We start from the raw sequence: 17,248 nt of genomic DNA, 5'->3' as shown, positions 1-17,248 counted from the left end.
AGACCATGGCACAGAAACCCATGACAAAGACGCAACTGGTTACTGCGCTGGCCGATGAGATGGGCAGTGACAAGAAAACCGCAAGTGCTGCGCTGGATGCAGTGACCGCTGTGGTGACCAAGGAAGTGGCTGGCGGCGGCGCCTGCACGATCCCGGGTGTTGGCAAAGTCTATTGCCGCGAGCGGCCCGCACGCATGGTGCGCAACCCCGCCACCGGTGAGCAGATCCACAAGGATGCCGACAAGGTGGTCAAAGTGACCATCGCCAAGGCCCTGAAGGACAGTGTGAACGGCTGATTGCCCACATCTGCAAGACGTGAAAAGGTCGCCCCGAAGGGCGGCCTTTTTTCGTTGGGGTAACACAGAACAGATGGACCTGCGTGCGATCCTGATGGGGCTCGGCTTTGCGCTGATGTGGTCCTCGGCCTTCACCTCGGCGCGGATCATTGTCGAGGCCGCGCCGCCGCTGACCGCCCTGGTGCTGCGCTATGGGTTGTCAGGTGTGATCGGTCTATCGATTGCGCTCTGGCTGGGGCAGACATGGCGGTTGAACCGGGCGCAATGGCGGGCGGTCCTGATCTTCGGCATTTGCCAGAACGCGATTTATCTGGGCCTGAACTTCGTGGCGATGCAGTGGATCGAGGCTTCGCTGGCCGCGATCATCGCCTCGACCATGCCGCTGATGGTGGCCGCCGCCAACTGGGCCGTGTTCCGCGAAAGATTGCCGGTCATGGGGGTTTTAGGCCTTTGCGCCGGTTTTGGCGGTGTGACGCTGATCATGGGCGACCGGCTGACCACGGGCGCCGACGGGCTGGGCCTTGTGCTGTGTCTGATCGGGGCGATGGCGCTGACCGTGGCAACCCTGGCGGTGCGCAGCGCCTCTTCCGATGGCAAGAACCTGCTGATGATTGTGGCACTGCAGATATTGGTGGGTGGTCTGGTGCTGATGCCCTTTGCGCTGGTGCTGGAAACATGGGCGGTGACCTGGTCCTGGCCGCTGATCCTGGCCTTTCTGTATACCTGTATTGTGCCCGGTCTTCTGGCCACCTGGGTCTGGTTTCTGCTTGTCGGGCGGCTTGGCCCGACCCGGGCGGCGACCTTCCATTTTCTCAACCCGTTTTTCGGCGTGGCGGTGGCTGCCCTGCTGTTGAGCGAGGGGCTGGGGCTGGCCGATGTGATCGGCGTGGTGATCATCGCGGGCGGTATTCTGGCAGTACAACTGGCGCGGACCCGCCCGTAATATTTGCTCACGCAAAGGTTTGGTGACTTTGCCCGTGCCCTGCCGCACACCGTTTTCATGGACATTCTCTTCGCCTTCGGGGCGGGCCTGCTGACACTGATCAACCCCTGTGTGCTGCCGGTTCTGCCCATCGTTCTGGCCAGTGCCCTGCAGGCCAGCCGGTGGGGGCCTTTGGCTTTGGCCGCTGGCATGGGCCTGACCTTTGTCGCCCTTGGCCTGACAGTGACCGCCGCGGGGCATCTGGTGGGGCTGACCGTGGATACGGTTGCGCGCGCAGGTGCCGTGATGATGATCGGCTTTGGTATCATCATGCTGGTGCCGCGGTTTTCCGAAAGCTTTGCCACCGCCACCGCCGGCCTGTCCGCCCGCGCCGATGCGGGGATGGATCAGATTGACCGGCAGGGCTGGCAGGGCCAGTTTCTGGGCGGCATGTTGCTGGGCGCGGTCTGGTCGCCCTGCGTCGGGCCCACCCTTGGCGGTGCCATTTCCATGGCCAGTCAGGGGGAAAGCCTGCTGCGCGCCGGGATCATCATGCTGGGCTTTGCGCTTGGGATCGGGCTGGTGATTGTGGCGCTTGGCTATGGCGCGCGATCGGTGCTGCAGAAACGCCAGGCGCTGATGCGGCGGATCGCGTCAGGCGCCAAGCCGGTTCTGGGTGTGGCCTTCATCTTTGTCGGTGTCGCGATATTGCTGCAATGGCACCATATCGTGGAAGGCTGGCTGTTGGATATCATGCCGTATTGGTTGCAAGACCTGTCGGTGGCTTTGTGAAGGAGATCTATCAATGAACCGTCGAGATGTACTGATCCTTGGCGCCGCGGCCAGTGTCATGCTGCCGGGTCTGGCCCGGGCCGAGGCCACGACGCTGGACTATACCCCCGGTCTGGCCGAGGAGCGACTGGCCGCAGGCGAAACCATCCTGCTGGATTTTTCTGCCCATTGGTGTTCCACCTGCCGCACACAGGCCCGGGTGATCGAACAGTTGCGTGATGATAACCCGGCCTATGGAGAGGCCATTACCTTCATCCGGGTGGACTGGGACCAGTATCGCACCGCCGAAATCACAGAGCGGCTGGAAATCCCGCGCCGGTCAACGCTGGTGCTGCTGCGTGGTGACGCGGAATTGGGCCGAATTGTGGCCCAGACGCGGCCGGATGACATTGCGGGGCTTCTTGATCTGGCGCTGGCCTAGGGCGGCGGCAGATCGGTTGCAATGACCCTCAGATTGTCAATTGCCCAACTGGCCCCGGCGATATCGCCAGACAGGGTTGACCCGATTCCGAGGCGAAATGTCTCTCCCGTGGTTTCCGCGATCAGGCGGACCTGCACGCTCTGGTCTTCATTCGCGGCCCCGCCGCTGGCAAAGCCGCGCTCCCCATGGGTTTCGGGCTGCATGGTGATGTCGATATGCACATCCCTTACCCCTTCCAGCACCAGAGATTGCGCGGCGGCCAGTTCCGGCCGGGTCGAAAAACTCTGCCGGGCTATTGCTCTGCCATTGGCGTAGATAATCACCTCCTCCAGAGCCCAATCATCTATGGCATGCAGGTCGAAAGTGATGATCGTATGGGAATGGCCGACATCCAGAGCATAGGTTTTTGACACCGTCTCGCCGCCGAACCTGCCCAGTATTCCGCCGAAACCCGCAGCGCTGTCATCAATCCTGCCGCCCTGCCATCCGGGGGCGCCCCGCTCAAAATCCTCTGCCGAGATCAGCCTGTCGCCGAGATCGAGAACCGGCAGGCCGCTCAACCTCCAGGCGCTGGCCGCATCCGCACTGCCAAGCCCCAGCTTGATCGCAGCCGCCGTCGCGATGCTCAGCATCGCCAGACCGGCAATGGCCAAAGACCAATCCACCGATGCAATACCTGTGCGATGCAAAATACCTTTCCAGATTTGCATAAGACATCCTTTAAATTTCCCCAATTTCGACGCATTTCGCCTAAATGTGGCCAAATAAAGGCAGGATGATGACTCTTTACGCGCACTGTTTCCCAAATGGAAACCGTGCGCGTATTAGGGATGAACTGTTAGGAGATTGCTCAGAAATCAGTCGCCGGGCGTGCCGCCGAAATCACCGCCCGGGCCAGAAACCGCGATCATGATGACATCCACACACGCCGGGCAGACGATACGTGTCAGTCTCGGGTCCGACGAGCTGACAGAGTTTACGACCGGCGATTGATTCAGCCAGATCGTTCGTTCCGCGCAGGCGTAGTGATCGAATCGGTGGTCCCATTGAGTTCGCAACCCATCAAAGCGAGCCCGCCAGGAACGAAAAGCCCGCCCCCAGGGCAAGGGAAATGACGGTTGCCGGGATCGCAGAGATTGGCAGGCAGGACCAATGAATTGAACGCAACCATTTCGCCTTGCCTGTTGCCTGCATCGTCAGGCCGATAAGGGCAGAGCTAAACAGAGTGATATAGGTCATCATCCTGAAGCCCGGTCCCAGATCCACATGTACTCTGCTCGGCTGGTCAAAGAGTGTCTGATAGATGTACCAGCCTGAAATGGCCAAAGCCGCTCCTGCCAAACTCAGCCATATCCGCTTGTCTGCCGGCAGGGTGACAGCCAGGTACAAGACTGCGCCCGGAAGCAAATAGTATGTGACAGTAAATGCTAACTCGCCTTGCATGGCAACGCGCGATCAGGGTTTGCGAGGCGTATCATGGGAGAGGATCTTCATCGTCACCGCTGGAAGAGCGTTCATCAAAGAACGCGCCTGCCGCCGCCCCAAGTCCGGCACCAAGTGCTACTCCAATACCGATGTTTCCAAAGGCTGCGCCAAGTGCGGTTCCAATGCCGACACCGATGGCCACAAATACGCCGATCGTCATGTTTCTGCTCCGATAGCTGACAGGCCGTCACCAGATGCGCAAAATCATCTCACGTGCAGTTTGTACCAAAACCCGCGTCCTATAGCCACATAACACGGCATCCCCTGCCCGATTCAAGAAGCGGAATTTCGCCGCCCCGCTGCTGTCGCGGCCGACTCTGACCATCAAGGCATTCCCGGTGACATCACACCATATGTTGCCCCCGACCATGATGCACAGCGCGCCCATCATCTTCTGTTCCCGCAGATCGCCAACGCCCGACAAAGCGTTTCGGACACGGGCCGCAAGGGCTTCATCTTAGGCCATTGGGAGGGTCAGCTCTTCTCGGCGGCGATGATCTCCTGAAGCCGGACAAGGCTTGTCTCCCAACCTGCGCGCGTCTTCTCGCAAATCTCCGCATTTGGCAGACCGGTATGGCGCAAGGTCAGGCATACACCACTGACCTGCGGTTCAAGATCGCAGATCAGCGTGGCAGGTTCGACAGGTGCCCCTACAGGCTTCCAGGAAAGGGTGAGCTTGCGCGGCTTATCTATAGTAAGGAATTCACCTTCAAGCTGGTAGGGTTGTCCACCACCCACACCCGCCGCACCCCAGCGACCGCCTTCGCGGATATCGCCGGTCCATTCCTGGGTATTGAATACCCCGGGCCGGACCCACCAGTTGCAGATTTCCTTTGTGGTGAGCGCATGGAACAGTCTTTCCGACGTGGTGTCGAAAACCGCAGAGGCTTCGACATCACCCGTTTCCGGGTCCGTTATGGCGGTCACCTTATACACGCGACTGTCGGTCATTGTGTCTGTCATGTCTGGTCTCCTTTTTCACCATTGATGACAGGCTATATCTCATAGTACGATGTCGTAAATACGGACAAAAACGATAGTATGGAGATTTCTGATGGCGCTGGACAATGACACCCATCAAGGCCCAGAGGTTTCGCTCCTGACTGGCCTCGATATGCGCCATATCACGCTCTGCCCGGCCATCGCGTTCAACAAGATCCTGGGTGGGCGCTATAAGCTGCACATCCTTTGCGTTCTGCATCGTGGTCCGCTGCGTTTTGGCGAGATCGGCCGGTCGTTGGTGAAAGGCGGTCTGGGAAAGCCGATAACCCCGCGCATCCTCAGCCGCGAGTTGAAGGACATGACCGAACGCGGATTGCTTCACCGCAAGGCATATCCGGTCGTGCCGAAGAAAGTGGAATACTCCCTGGCCCCGCGTGGCAAGGCCCTGCTTCCAATCCTGTCCGAGATCGTCAGATGGGGTGCAACCGGGGCGCATGAAGACATTCTTGAGATGCCGAACAACCGACAGTAGAGCAGAACTCGTTTAATCTGATTCAAATTCTCTGCCTCCGGGTCAGCAAGCTACTGATCTCGAATCCGAATTTTGATGATCGGTGGTGCAGATTACAGCATGCTGCCTTAAACCTGAGACATCACGCATCACAAATGTCCCGGGAACGCGAAGCGTGGCAGGGTATTTGTGATTCAAGTTTAAGGCAGGGTGCTTTAAATCCATGCCGTCAGCCGATCTTGCCGCCCGCATCGCCCATCTGCCCACGATGGAGCAGCAGATGGTCCAGAAGAACGCAGGCCATCATCGCCTCGCCCACGGGGACGGCGCGGATACCGACGCAGGGGTCATGGCGTCCTTTGGTCACGATCTCGGTTGCCGTGCCCGATTTGGTGATGGTCTTGCGCGGGGTCAGAATGCTTGAGGTCGGTTTGACCGCGAACCGCACCACCAGATCCTGACCGGTGGAAATCCCGCCCAGAATGCCGCCTGCGTGGTTCGAGCTGTAGACAGGGCCGTCTGGCCCCATGGTGATCTCATCCGCATTGGCGCTGCCGGTCAGCGCGGCGGCGCCCATGCCCTCGCCGATCTCGACCGCTTTCACCGCGTTGATCGACATGCAGGCCGCCGCCAGATCGGTGTCAAGCTTGCCATAGATCGGGGCGCCCAGACCGGCGGGCACGCCGCTGGCCAGCAATTCGATCACAGCGCCGGTGCTGTCGCCGGATTTCCGCAAACCATCCAGATAGCTGGCCCAGTCCCGCGCGGCATCCGCATCCGGTGTCCAGAACGGGTTTTCCTCGATCCGGGTCAGGTCGATATTGGCCCGGTCAATCGCATGTGGCCCCATCTGCACCATATAGCCGGTGATCTTCAGCTCCGGCAGAAGACGGGTCAGCGCCGCCCGGGCCACACCGCCCGCAGCCACCCGCGCCGCTGTCTCCCGCGCCGAAGACCGGCCGCCACCACGCGGGTCACGGATACCGTATTTCTGCCAATAGGTGATATCCGCATGGCCGGGCCGGAATTTTTCAGCGATATCGCCATAGTCTTTCGAACGCTGATCGGTGTTGCGGATCATCAACTGGATCGGGGTGCCGGTGCTGTGGCCCTCATAGACGCCCGACAGGATTTCCACCTCATCGGCTTCCCGCCGTTGGGTGGTGTATTTGTTCTGCCCCGGTTTGCGCCGGTCCAGCCAGTGTTGCAGGTCCGCGGCGGCGATGGGCACGCCGGGCGGGCAGCCATCGACGGTGGCGCCAAGGGCGGGCCCGTGGCTTTCACCCCAGGTGGTGACACGGAACAGATGGCCGAATGTGTTGAGCGACATGGAAAGACTGCCTTTGATTGCAGGGCCGGGTTAGCCGCCAATGGCATAAATGCCAAGAGGCGACAGGTCTCTGAAAACTAGTTTAGTGCTAAACTAGTTTTCAGATCGTACAAGTTTCACCTTGCGACCCCCGCCGTGCGGGGATAGGCCTGTGCCTACCTCGGGGTGGCCAATGGCCTGAGATGCATGATGCGAACCCGTAGAACCTGAACCGGTTAGGACCGGCGGAGGGAAGGCAAAAGACCACCCGGGTCTCACCCTTACTTCGCCCGTCGCAATGGAGGCGTGAGATGAGACACACCATCATGGCAACGGCGTTTTCCCTGATCGCAGCATCGGCTGCGGCAGAAACACCCGTTTTGTCGATTTACACCTATGACAGCTTTGTCGCCGATTGGGGCCCCGGCCCGCTGATCGAGGCGGCGTTCGAGGAAACCTGCGATTGCGACCTGCAATTCACCGGTGCCGGAGATGGCGCCGCACTTCTGGCACGTATCCGGCTGGAAGGCGCCCATTCTGATGCGGATGTGGTTCTTGGCCTCGACACCAATCTGATGGATGCGGCAGAGCAGACCGGCCTGTTTGCGCCCCACGGCATCACCGTGCCGGAACTTGACCTGCCTGTGGGTTGGGAGGATCAAGTTTTTCTGCCGTTTGACTGGGGGTATTTCGCCTTTGTCTACAACACGGACATGACCGATGTGCCGGGCAGTTTCACAGAGCTTGCGGCAAGTGACGCCCGGATCGTGATACAGGACCCGCGCTCTTCCACCCCCGGTCTTGGCCTGCTGATGTGGGTTTCTGCCGCCTATGGCGATGCCGCTGCCGGGATCTGGGAAGGCTTGGCCGACAATGTCGTGACAGTCACGCCCGGCTGGTCCACCGCCTATGACCTGTTTCTGGAAGGGGAGGCGGATATGGTCCTGTCCTACACCACCTCACCCGCCTATCACCTGATTGCCGAGGAGGATGACAGCAAGGCCGCCGCCGCCTTTGAAGAGGGTCATTATCTGCAGGTTGAAGTGGCCGGACTACTGGCAAACAGCGATCAGCCCGATCTGGCGCGTGATTTTCTGGCCTTCATGCTGACAGAGCCGTTTCAGGCGGTGATTCCCACCACGAACTGGATGTACCCGGCTGCCCTGCCCGCTGATCACCTGCCAGAGGGGTTTGAGACCCTGATGACACCTGACCGGGCCTTGTTGTTCGACCCGGCCACCGCCGCCGCAACCCGGGCTGAGGCATTGGACATATGGCTGACCGCGCTCAGCCAGTAACGCTGTTACACGCGCTCGGCGGGTTTGTCGCCGCCGGGGTCGCCCTGGCGATACTGGGGCCGCTTGTCGCCGTTGCTTTGAGGGCAGAGGCGGGCGCGCAGCTTGGCGCAGCCGACTGGTCCGCGATCCGCTTCACGCTGCTTCAGGCCCTGCTGTCGGCAGTGTTGAGCGTGGGCTTGGCCATCCCCGTTGCCCGCGCTCTGGCCCGGCGGGTGTTTCCGGGGCGACGCCTGCTGGTCACCCTGATGGGCGCGCCTTTCATTCTGCCGGTCATCGTGGCGGTGTTCGGATTGCTGGCGGTGTTCGGGCGCAATGGCTGGATCAGCCAGGCCCTGGGTCTGATCGGCCTGCCCCCGATCGAGATCTACGGCCTGCATGGCCTGGTTCTGGCCCATATCTTCTTCAACCTGCCGCTGGCGGTGCGCCTGTTCCTGCAAGGCTGGCTGGCGATCCCGGCAGAACGGGCCCGGCTGGCCGCATCCCTGGGGTTCACGCCGCGCGATATTGCCCGGCATTTCGAATGGCCGATGCTGCGCGCCACGGCACCGGGTGCGTTTCTGGTGATCTTTCTGATCTGCACCACCAGTTTTGCCGTGGCACTGACGCTTGGCGGCGGGCCGAATGCCACAACGGTGGAACTGGCGATCTATCAGGCATTCCGGTTTGACTTTGACCTGGGCCGGGCCGCGATGCTGGGGCTTGTGCAGGTTGCGATCTGTGCCGTCGCCGGGCTTCTGGTTCTGCGTGTTGCGGTGCCGCGCGTGATCGGCACCGGTCTGGACCGCCCGCCGATGCGGTGGGAGGCTTTTGCAACCCGCGGCCGGGCCAGTGATGCGCTGGCGATCACAGTGGCGGCCCTGTTCCTTCTGCTGCCGCTGGCGGCGCTTGTGGGCAAAGGGTTGATGGCTGTTACCGGGGTGCCCGTATCGGTCTGGGAGGCCGCGTTGCGATCCCTTGGTCTGGCAATATCCTCTGCCGCTTTGGCGGTTGCTTTGGCGTTTCCGATGGCCGCCCTGATGGCGCGGCGCGCCCGTACCGGGCTGGAGATGATCGGCGCCCTGAGCATTGCGGTCTCGCCGCTGGTGATCGGCACCGGCGCGTTTTTGATCCTGCAGCCTGTGGCCAACCCGGTCTCTCTGGCGCTGCCGATCACCGGTCTGGTCAATGCGATGATGAGCCTGCCGTTTCTGCTCCGCGCCCTGATACCAGCCCTGCAAGAGGCCGAAACCTCGCAAGGGCGGCTGGCGGATTCCCTTGGTCTCGGCGGGTTCAACCGGCTGCGCCATGCGATCCTGCCGCGTGTCCGCGGGCCGCTTGGCTTCGGGGCCGGGCTGGCCGCTGCACTGTCGATGGGCGATCTGGGTGTGATTGCGCTGTTTTCCTCCCCCGCGCAGGGGACGCTGCCGCTGGAGATGTACCGGCTGATGGGATCATACCGCACCGATGATGCGCAAGGGGCGGCCCTGCTGCTGCTGTGCCTCAGCTTGGCCCTGTTCTGGGCGTTTGATCGCGGGGGGCGTTTGCGTGCTGCATCTTGAAAAGACAATCACCCGGCTTGGCGGCTTCACGCTTAAGGCCGATCTGTCATTGGCGCGCGGGCGCCGGCTGGCGATCCTCGGGGCTTCGGGCAGCGGGAAATCGACCCTGCTGAATCTGATTGCCGGTTTTGTTCTGCCGGATGCAGGCAACATCATGATCGCCGGGAAAAACCGAAGCCGCGCGCGGGTGGCCGACCGACCGCTGAGCATTCTGTTTCAGGATGGCAATCTGTTCCCGCATCTCAATGTGTTCGACAATGTTGCCTTGGGGCTTGGCAGTGATCTGCGTCTGGATGCGGATCAGAAATCGCGCGTGGGCGAAAGCCTGGCACAGGTCGGGATGGGTGGCATGGAAAGGCGCATGCCTGCCGCGCTTTCAGGGGGGCAGCAATCGCGGGTGGCATTGGCGCGGATGCTGTTGAGAGACAGGCCGCTTGCCCTGATGGATGAACCGTTTTCCGCGCTGGACCCGGGGTTGCGGCGGGACATGCTGGCGCTGGTGGCGATGCTGTGTGACCAGACCGGGCTGACACTGGTGATGGTCACCCATGATCTGCGCGATGTGCAGGGCCTTTGTACGGATCTGTGTCTGATGGAAGGTGGCAAAATCCTGATGCAGGGGCCGACATCCACGCTTCTTTCCGACCCGCCGCCGCCGCTTCAGCCCTGGCTTACCTGATAGAAATCATATGCCGGGTAAATGCCCCATGCCGCACGCAGGCGTGCGACAGGGAATTCTACAGGTATGAAACCCTGAAATGGTCAGGCGGTGACGGGTTGCCCGGTAAACATCCGGTCGCCCACACGCACCACAACCTTGCCGTTTTCAAGCGCCCGAACGAAGGTGCCCTGTACCGAGACACATGTCCCCAATGTGATTGTCTTTAACACAGTCATTTCCCCAATTTGGCTGTTTACAAAAGAAGCTTATGGCAAAATTTTTAAAAAACAGCCCCAAATCGGGGGCGTTCCGGAAAAAACAGCCTAAATTATGTGCATGAAGCGAAAACCTGCCGATGCAGGTCAGAGCCAATCGCGCAATATCGGGATCAGGGGGATGTCTGCGGCGGGCATTGGGTAGTCACGCAACGCGTTCGGGCGGACCCATTTGAGCACCTGCTCCTCCCGCGGGGCCGGAATACCCTGCCATTTCCGGCAAACGAAAAGCGGCATCAGAAGATGAAACGCGTCATAGCTGTGGCTGGCGAAGGTCAGGGGGGCCAGGCAACTGGCCCAGGTGTCGATGCCCAGTTCTTCCTTCAATTCCCGGATCAGCGCGACCTCGGGCGTTTCCCCCGGTTCGACCTTGCCGCCGGGAAATTCCCACAGACCGGCCATGGATTTGCCTTCGGGGCGTTGCGCCAGCAGCACCCGGCCCTCCGGGTCGATCAGCGCAACGGCAGAGACAAGCACGGTCTTCACGACCGGTAATCCGCATTGATGGTGATATAGCCATGGGTCAGATCACAGGTCCAGACCGTGGCATGGCCGCTGCCAAGACCCAGATCAACCGCGATCAGCAATTCCTGGGCTTTCATATAGGCGGCCCCGGCTTGTTCATGATAGCCCGGCGCGACCCATCCGTTCTCAGCCACCGGAATATCCCCGAAGCGGATGCTTAAAAGGTCCCGATCCGCCTCTGCGCCGGATTTCCCGACCGCCATGACCACACGGCCCCAGTTCGGGTCTTCCCCCGCGATTGCGGTCTTGACCAGCGGAGAGTTCGCAATGGCGCGCGCAACCTTTTGCGCATCATCGGTGCTGTCGGCCCCGGTCACCTGCACCTCGACCAGTTTGGTTGCCCCTTCGCCGTCGCGGACGATTTGCAGGGCAAGGTCTTTCATTACCGCCTCAAGCGCGGCTGCAAATGCCCTGGCATCGGCACTGTCAGCGGATGTGATCCGCGCGTGGCCTGCCGCACCGGTTGCGACACACATCACCGTGTCCGAGGTGGAGGTATCGCTATCCACGGTGATCGCGTTGAAGCTGCGCCCGGTCAGATCCTGCAACATCGCCTGAAGCACCGGCTGATCAATTGCCGCATCGGTGAAGATATAGCCCAGCATCGTCGCCATATCCGGCGCGATCATGCCTGACCCTTTGGCAAACCCCGCAAGGCTGACCTGCGTGTCACCGATCTGCGCTGTGGCCGCCGCACCCTTGGCGAATGTGTCGGTGGTCATGATCGCCCGCGCCGCCGCCTCGGCACCGTCTGGCGACAGCGTGTCGTTCAGCGCCGCAATCGCATCGGTGATCTTTTCAGGCGGCAGCGGTTCTCCGATCACCCCGGTCGAGGCGGTGAAGACATGGGCCGGGGGCAGGCCCATGACCCCGGCGAGCCGGGCGCAGACCGTCTGCACCGTGGCCTCGCCCGCAGCCCCGGTAAAGGCGTTGGCATTGCCGGAATTGACCAGAATGGCAAACCCCGCCCCGCTGATGCCAAGGGCGGCCAGTTTCGCCTCGCAATCGCGGACCGGGGCGGACCGTGTGGCCGACCGGGTGAAAACCCCCGCAACCGAGGCGCCCGGCGCAATCTCGGCCAGCATCACATCGGTGCGGGCCTTGTATTTCACACCCGCAGCCACAGCCGCAAACCGCACACCGGCGATCTGGGGCAGGGGCGGAAAGCCATTTTTGGGGGCCAGCGGCGACACCGCTGGCGTTGAGTCTGTATCGCTGCTCATCGAACCTGCTTAATTGGTCAGCAGGTCCATATCGCGGATCAGGCTCATATCAAACCCTTCCAGATCGGACCGGTCGATCTCAGCCTCCGAGGTCAGCTCTGCCACGCGGGCATCAACCCGGGCGCGGCGCAGCTCCTGCGTGAGTTCGGCGCGCACATCGTCCAGCGCGGGCGCATCCTGCAACCGGCTTTCATTGAGCAGAATGACATGCCAGCCGAACTGCGTTTCAACAGGGGCCGAAATCTCCCCTTCTTCCAGCGTAAAAACAGCCTCTTCAAAACTGGGGACCATCATACCGGCGGTGAACCAGCCAAGCAGCCCGCCATTGGGGCCCGACGGACCGGTGGAATGCTGTTGCGCCAGTTCGGCGAAATCGGCACCGCCTTCAAGCTCTTCAACCAGGGCCTGCGCTTCCGCTTCGGTTTCGACCAGAATATGCGACGCGTTATATTCCTGCGCCGGTTCGGCAGACCCGTATACCCGGTCATATTCGGCCTGAAGCTCTTCCTCGCTCAACTCGGCCATGGCGACATCATCCATCATCGCCGCTGCCAGAAACGCGCGTTCCTCATTTTCCAGACCAAGGGTCATGCGCTCGGTCATGATTTCCTGCGCCTGACCTGCCAGAACCTCTTGCTGTACCAATTGTTCCAGCATGCCCTCAAACAGCGTCTGATCGGGCAGTTGGCGATATTGATCGGGCAAAAGCGCCTGCATCGCAATCAGATGGCCAAGGGTAATCTCGGTGCCGTTCACAGTGGCCAGAACAGTGTCTGCATCCTGGGCCTGTGCCGGAACAGCCAGAAGGGCCGCCATTGTGGCACCAGCAAGAAAACGTTTCATAATCAGAAGTCCTTTTTTTCGACCAACACGATAACACGCAGGTCGCGTTGACACATATCCGGCAGCCCCTTATGTCCCTGACGGGTTTGAATTCGGGCCTGCCGGTCTTGCAGCCGTATCTAGGCCGCTGCGATGGGCCAAACAAGTCGCATGCGACACATGAACTGATCAACCGGGGAATACCGCTGATGGCCCCGCAGGAAAAGGCGTTTGAAAGTATGCTCGGGTTTGGAACCATCGCGAAGAAGGTCTTTGGAACGCCAAACGATCGCAAAGTGAAATCGGCGCGGCCTGTGATCGAACAGATCAACGCCCTGGGGCCAGAATTTGAAAAACTGACCGACACGGAAATTGTTGCGAAAACCGCCGAATTGCGCAACCGCGCCCAGAATGGCGAGGCGCTGAACGATCTTCTGCCCGAAGCCTTTGCAAATTGTCGTGAAGCCGCGCACCGGGCCTTGGGCCTGCACGCCTTTGACACGCAGTTGATGGGCGGGCTTTTCCTGCATCAGGGCAATATCGCCGAGATGAAAACCGGCGAGGGAAAAACCCTTGTCGCCACCTTCCCCGCCTATCTGAACGCGCTGACCGGCAAGGGCGTGCATATCGTGACGGTCAATGATTACCTTGCCAAGCGCGACGCGGAATGGATGGGCAAGGTCTATACCGCGCTTGGCCTGTCCACCGGTGTGGTCTATCCGCGCCAGCCCGATGCCGAAAAACGCGACGCCTATGCCGCCGACATCACCTATGCGACCAATAATGAGCTTGGGTTCGACTATCTGCGCGACAACATGCGCGCCAATCTTGCCGATATGGCGCAGCGCGGTCACAATTTCGCGATTGTCGATGAGGTGGATTCGATCCTGATCGACGAGGCGCGCACGCCGCTGATCATCTCGGGCCCGTCCGAAGACCGGTCCGAGCTTTATGTGACAATCAACACCCTGATCCCCGAAATCGCCGATGATCATTATACATTCGACGAAAAGACCCGGGGCGTGACCTTCACCGATGAGGGCAATGATTTTCTGGAAGAACGCCTGCTGGCCGAGGGTATCCTGCCCGAGGGCCAAAGCCTTTATGACCCGGAAAGCACAACCATCGTGCATCATATCACCAATGCCCTGCGCGCCCATAAGGCGTTTCAGAAGGACAAGGATTATATCGTGCGCGGCGGCGAGGTGGTGCTGGTCGATGAATTCACCGGCCGGATGATGCCGGGCCGCCGCCTGTCCGATGGTCTGCATCAGGCGATCGAAGCCAAGGAAGGCGCGAAAATCCAGCCCGAAAACATCACCATGGCCTCGGTCACCTTCCAGAACTATTTCCGCCTTTACGGCACGCTGGCGGGCATGACCGGCACAGCGGCCACCGAGGCCGAGGAATTTGCCTCGATCTATGGGCTGGGTGTGGTTGAAGTGCCCACCAACCGCCCCATTGCCCGCGCAGATGAACATGATCAGGTCTATCGCACAGGCACAGAAAAATACGCCGCCATCGTTGACGAAATCCGCACCGCCCATGACAAGGGCCAGCCCGTGCTGGTCGGCACAACCTCGATCGAGAAATCCGAGATGTTGAGCAACCTGCTGAAAACGGCGGGTTTGCCCCATAACGTGCTGAACGCGCGCCAGCATGAGCAGGAGGCGCAGATCATCGCCGATGCGGGCAAGCTGGGCGCGATCACCATCGCCACCAACATGGCCGGGCGCGGCACCGACATCAAACTGGGCGGCAATGTCGAGTTCAAGGTGATGGAGGCGCTGGCCGCCAACCCGGATGCCAACCCCGATGACGTGCGCACCCGGATCGAGGCGGAACATGCCGCGGATGAAGAGGCGGTGAAAGCCGCGGGCGGCCTCTATGTTCTGGCCACGGAACGCCACGAATCCCGGCGCATCGACAACCAGTTGCGCGGCCGGTCCGGCCGTCAGGGCGACCCGGGGCGGTCCTCCTTCTTTCTCAGCCTCGAAGACGATCTGATGCGCATCTTCGGGTCCGACCGGCTGGACAAGATGCTGTCGACCCTGGGCATGAAAGAGGGGGAGGCGATTGTGCACCCCTGGGTCAACAAATCGCTGGAAAAGGCACAGGCAAAGGTTGAAGGCCGCAATTTTGACATTCGCAAGCAGCTGCTGAAATTCGACGATGTGATGAATGACCAGCGCAAGGCGATCTTTGAACAGCGCATGGAGATTATGGGCGCCGATGACATCAACGAGGTCACCCGCGATATGCGCCATCAGGTGATCGACGATCTGGTCCATATCCATATGCCGCCCAAATCCTATGCCGATCAATGGGATACAGATGGCCTGCAACAGGAGATACGCGAGAAACTGGGCGTCGATGCCGCAGTTGCGGACTGGGCCGCCGAGGAAGGCGTGGATGACGAGGATATCCGCGAACGTCTGGAACGCTCCGCCGATGAGTATATGGCGCAGAAAGCCGTGCAGTTCGGCCCCGATCAGATGCGCAATATCGAGAAACAGGTGCTGTTGCAGACCATTGACGGCAAATGGCGGGAACATCTGCTGACACTGGAACATCTGCGGTCGGTCGTGGGCTTTCGCGGCTATGCCCAGCGCGATCCGCTGAACGAATACAAGACCGAAAGCTTCCAGCTGTTCGAAAGCATGCTTGACAGCCTGCGCTCGGAAGTGACCGAGAAACTCTCGAAAATTCAGCCGCTGACCCCGGAACAGCAGGAACAGTTGATCAAGCAGTTGCAGGCCCAGCAGCAGGCGCAACAGCAGGCCGTGACCAAAGCGGCCGAAGCGGCAACAACCGGCGCCCCGGCAACCACACCGCTGGTGGAAGGGTTTGTCGAGGATGACCCCGGCACCTGGGGCAACCCGGGCCGGAACGACCCCTGCCCCTGCGGATCAGGCAAGAAGTTCAAACATTGCCACGGGCGACTGGCCTGAAACAGCCGGGTGGCCTGACGCCTGTCACCGGCTGCAAATCGGGCATATGGCGCCTGCGTTTATCAGGATACTCCGCGGCAATTGTGCCACAGTGGGCAGGCTGTCCACGGCATCCGGCCGATCTTACCCCAATATTGCCCCAATCCACCCCAAGGCTCCGCCGCTACATATGCGATGGAGAGCAATATGCCGAACCGCCAAATCATTCGACTGGCCGCTATGGGCCTGATGACCGTCGCAGGCGGATTTTTTGCCGTTCAGGCGGGGCTGGTTCCGGTCATCTCCGGCGATGAGCAAGCGACCCCTGCCCGACAGGCCGTTGCGATCTCTCAACCCTCCAGCCCTTCCGGGACATCGGATACCGCACCTGATATGATGCCCTTGCCTGCATCGGTGGCAGACGCGCCTGTCACCCCGACACATATACCGCCCCTGCCCGATACGCCCGACGCCGTGTTGATGCAGCCCGACCTGCCGCAACCCGGCAGCGCCCTGTCGGACCGGATGGCCAGCACATCTGATACCCCCCTGACCGCAACCGATACCCAAAACGTCAGCGCCTTCGGCCTGCCTTGCGGGCTGACCGTCACCGCCAGCGCGGAACCCGCCGCAATGGTCGCGCTTGATATCATGGACCCGTGTCAGCCTGCCGCCCGGATCGTGATCGAACATTCCGGCCTGACCCTGACCGAGGCCACGGATGCCATGGGCCTTCTGACCACCGATATTCCGGTCTTTGAAACCCCCGCTTTCTTCACCATCCGCATGGGCGAGGTGGCACAAACCGCGCGGGTCACCGTGCCGGATCTGGCAGAGTACGACCGTGTCGCTGTCGCCTGGGAAGACGCCCGCGATCTGGAATTGCATGCCCTGGAATTTGGCGCCGATTACGGGGAGCCCGGCCATATCTGGGCCGGAAATACCGGCAGTATCGCCCGCGCCGAAACCGGCACCGGCGGCTTTGTCACCCGGCTTGGAAACGATGGGGTGGAAGCGCCGATGATGGCCGAGATTTATACCTTTCCCCGCGACACGCTGACCCGTGAGGGCAGTGTCCGCATCTTGATCGAGGCGCCGGTTACCCACCGCAATTGCGGCTTGCCCACCATAGCCCGCACCATTGAAACCGACCCCGAAAACCCGGCCACAGTGACCGAACTGACCTTTACCCTGCCCGATTGCGATGCGGTGGGTGATTATCTGGTGTTGCAAAATCTTCTGCAGGACCTGAGACTCGCCGCGAACTGAATCCAACCCGGCACAGGCACCTATGCACA

Annotated in this window: 19 protein-coding genes and 1 riboswitch; of the genes, 10 read left to right on the top strand and 9 right to left on the bottom strand. The window is 60.9% G+C overall.

What is annotated here, in order from left to right; all coding sequences use genetic code 11:
- Window positions 1–5 precede the first annotated feature (5 nt).
- The 4 genes from E2K80_RS16400 (at window position 6) to E2K80_RS16385 (ending at window position 2,431) form a co-directional block, all read left to right on the top strand.
- Complete coding sequence (locus E2K80_RS16400; protein WP_135375975.1) at window positions 6–296, top strand: HU family DNA-binding protein; 291 nt, start codon at window positions 6–8, stop codon at window positions 294–296.
- A gap of 73 nt (window positions 297–369) precedes the next feature.
- The gene (locus E2K80_RS16395; protein WP_135375974.1) at window positions 370–1,239 is read left to right on the top strand and encodes a DMT family transporter; all 870 of its coding nucleotides are present in this window, start codon (window positions 370–372) and stop codon (window positions 1,237–1,239) included.
- A gap of 57 nt (window positions 1,240–1,296) precedes the next feature.
- Window positions 1,297–2,010, top strand: a complete 714-nt coding sequence (locus E2K80_RS16390; RefSeq protein WP_135375973.1) for a cytochrome c biogenesis CcdA family protein — start codon at window positions 1,297–1,299, stop codon at window positions 2,008–2,010.
- Between the two features lie 13 nt (window positions 2,011–2,023).
- Window positions 2,024–2,431, top strand: a complete 408-nt coding sequence (locus E2K80_RS16385) for a thioredoxin family protein (RefSeq protein WP_135375972.1) — start codon at window positions 2,024–2,026, stop codon at window positions 2,429–2,431.
- On the opposite strand, the gene E2K80_RS16380 is transcribed toward E2K80_RS16385, so the two are convergent.
- From E2K80_RS16380 to E2K80_RS16365, 4 genes are all read right to left on the bottom strand, one after another.
- Window positions 2,428–3,141 carry a hypothetical protein gene (locus E2K80_RS16380; protein ID WP_135375971.1) on the bottom strand — a complete coding sequence of 238 codons (714 nt, stop codon included), beginning with the start codon at window positions 3,139–3,141 and terminating at the stop codon, window positions 2,428–2,430. The two genes, E2K80_RS16385 and E2K80_RS16380, sit on opposite strands and share 4 nt — an antisense overlap.
- Before the next feature lie 352 nt (window positions 3,142–3,493).
- Window positions 3,494–3,874, bottom strand: a complete 381-nt coding sequence (locus E2K80_RS16375; RefSeq protein WP_135375970.1) for a hypothetical protein — start codon at window positions 3,872–3,874, stop codon at window positions 3,494–3,496.
- Window positions 3,875–3,905: 31 nt separating this feature from the next.
- On the bottom strand, window positions 3,906–4,076 hold the full coding sequence (locus E2K80_RS19210) for a hypothetical protein (RefSeq protein ID WP_168193225.1): 171 nt from the start codon (window positions 4,074–4,076) through the stop codon (window positions 3,906–3,908).
- A 314-nt stretch (window positions 4,077–4,390) separates the two neighbouring features.
- The gene (locus E2K80_RS16365) at window positions 4,391–4,867 is read right to left on the bottom strand and encodes an SRPBCC family protein (protein ID WP_168193224.1); all 477 of its coding nucleotides are present in this window, start codon (window positions 4,865–4,867) and stop codon (window positions 4,391–4,393) included.
- Between the two features lie 103 nt (window positions 4,868–4,970).
- On the opposite strand from E2K80_RS16365, the gene E2K80_RS16360 reads away from it, so the two are divergent.
- Complete coding sequence (locus E2K80_RS16360) at window positions 4,971–5,390, top strand: winged helix-turn-helix transcriptional regulator (RefSeq protein WP_135375967.1); 420 nt, start codon at window positions 4,971–4,973, stop codon at window positions 5,388–5,390.
- Window positions 5,391–5,598: 208 nt separating this feature from the next.
- Here the strand turns inward: E2K80_RS16360 and aroC are convergent, their stop codons facing one another.
- Window positions 5,599–6,699, bottom strand: coding sequence for a chorismate synthase (gene aroC / locus E2K80_RS16355; protein WP_135375966.1), 1,101 nt, complete (start codon window positions 6,697–6,699; stop codon window positions 5,599–5,601).
- A gap of 151 nt (window positions 6,700–6,850) precedes the next feature.
- Window positions 6,851–6,949, top strand: a riboswitch (TPP riboswitch).
- A 40-nt stretch (window positions 6,950–6,989) separates the two neighbouring features.
- On the opposite strand from aroC, the gene thiB reads away from it, so the two are divergent.
- From thiB to E2K80_RS16340, 3 genes are read left to right on the top strand one after another with little or no spacing between them, the layout of a single operon-like run.
- Window positions 6,990–7,976, top strand: coding sequence for a thiamine ABC transporter substrate binding subunit (gene thiB / locus E2K80_RS16350; protein WP_135375965.1), 987 nt, complete (start codon window positions 6,990–6,992; stop codon window positions 7,974–7,976).
- Complete coding sequence (locus E2K80_RS16345) at window positions 7,952–9,514, top strand: thiamine/thiamine pyrophosphate ABC transporter permease ThiP (protein WP_135375964.1); 1,563 nt, start codon at window positions 7,952–7,954, stop codon at window positions 9,512–9,514. Before thiB ends, E2K80_RS16345 begins: the two co-directional genes overlap by 25 nt.
- A complete protein-coding gene (locus E2K80_RS16340; RefSeq protein WP_135375963.1) occupies window positions 9,501–10,193 on the top strand; it encodes a thiamine ABC transporter ATP-binding protein in 693 nt (230 codons plus the stop codon). Before E2K80_RS16345 ends, E2K80_RS16340 begins: the two co-directional genes overlap by 14 nt.
- Window positions 10,194–10,276: 83 nt before the next feature.
- On the opposite strand, the gene E2K80_RS19835 is transcribed toward E2K80_RS16340, so the two are convergent.
- The 4 genes from E2K80_RS19835 to E2K80_RS16325 all read right to left on the bottom strand — a co-directional run bounded on the left by E2K80_RS19835 (window position 10,277) and on the right by E2K80_RS16325 (window position 13,041).
- The gene (locus E2K80_RS19835; RefSeq protein WP_274379280.1) at window positions 10,277–10,411 is read right to left on the bottom strand and encodes a hypothetical protein; all 135 of its coding nucleotides are present in this window, start codon (window positions 10,409–10,411) and stop codon (window positions 10,277–10,279) included.
- 126 nt (window positions 10,412–10,537) lie between these two features.
- Window positions 10,538–10,936 carry a (deoxy)nucleoside triphosphate pyrophosphohydrolase gene (locus E2K80_RS16335; protein WP_135375962.1) on the bottom strand — a complete coding sequence of 133 codons (399 nt, stop codon included), beginning with the start codon at window positions 10,934–10,936 and terminating at the stop codon, window positions 10,538–10,540.
- A complete protein-coding gene (argJ, locus tag E2K80_RS16330) occupies window positions 10,933–12,198 on the bottom strand; it encodes a bifunctional glutamate N-acetyltransferase/amino-acid acetyltransferase ArgJ (RefSeq protein WP_135375961.1) in 1,266 nt (421 codons plus the stop codon). Before argJ ends, E2K80_RS16335 begins: the two co-directional genes overlap by 4 nt.
- Window positions 12,199–12,207: 9 nt before the next feature.
- A complete protein-coding gene (locus E2K80_RS16325; protein ID WP_135375960.1) occupies window positions 12,208–13,041 on the bottom strand; it encodes a peptidylprolyl isomerase in 834 nt (277 codons plus the stop codon).
- A 218-nt stretch (window positions 13,042–13,259) separates the two neighbouring features.
- Here E2K80_RS16325 and secA point away from each other — a divergent pair, with 218 nt between their 5' ends.
- Complete coding sequence (secA, locus tag E2K80_RS16320) at window positions 13,260–15,971, top strand: preprotein translocase subunit SecA (RefSeq protein WP_135375959.1); 2,712 nt, start codon at window positions 13,260–13,262, stop codon at window positions 15,969–15,971.
- A 186-nt stretch (window positions 15,972–16,157) separates the two neighbouring features.
- Complete coding sequence (locus E2K80_RS16315) at window positions 16,158–17,219, top strand: hypothetical protein (protein WP_135375958.1); 1,062 nt, start codon at window positions 16,158–16,160, stop codon at window positions 17,217–17,219.
- The last annotated feature ends 29 nt before the right edge of the window (window positions 17,220–17,248 follow it).

The sequence above is a fragment of the Rhodophyticola sp. CCM32 genome (assembly GCF_004751985.1).
In the GTDB taxonomy this organism is placed as follows: domain Bacteria; phylum Pseudomonadota; class Alphaproteobacteria; order Rhodobacterales; family Rhodobacteraceae; genus Rhodophyticola.
The sequence above is the reverse complement of the archived record's forward strand: the minus strand, read 5'-3'. Positions and strand labels throughout refer to the sequence as shown.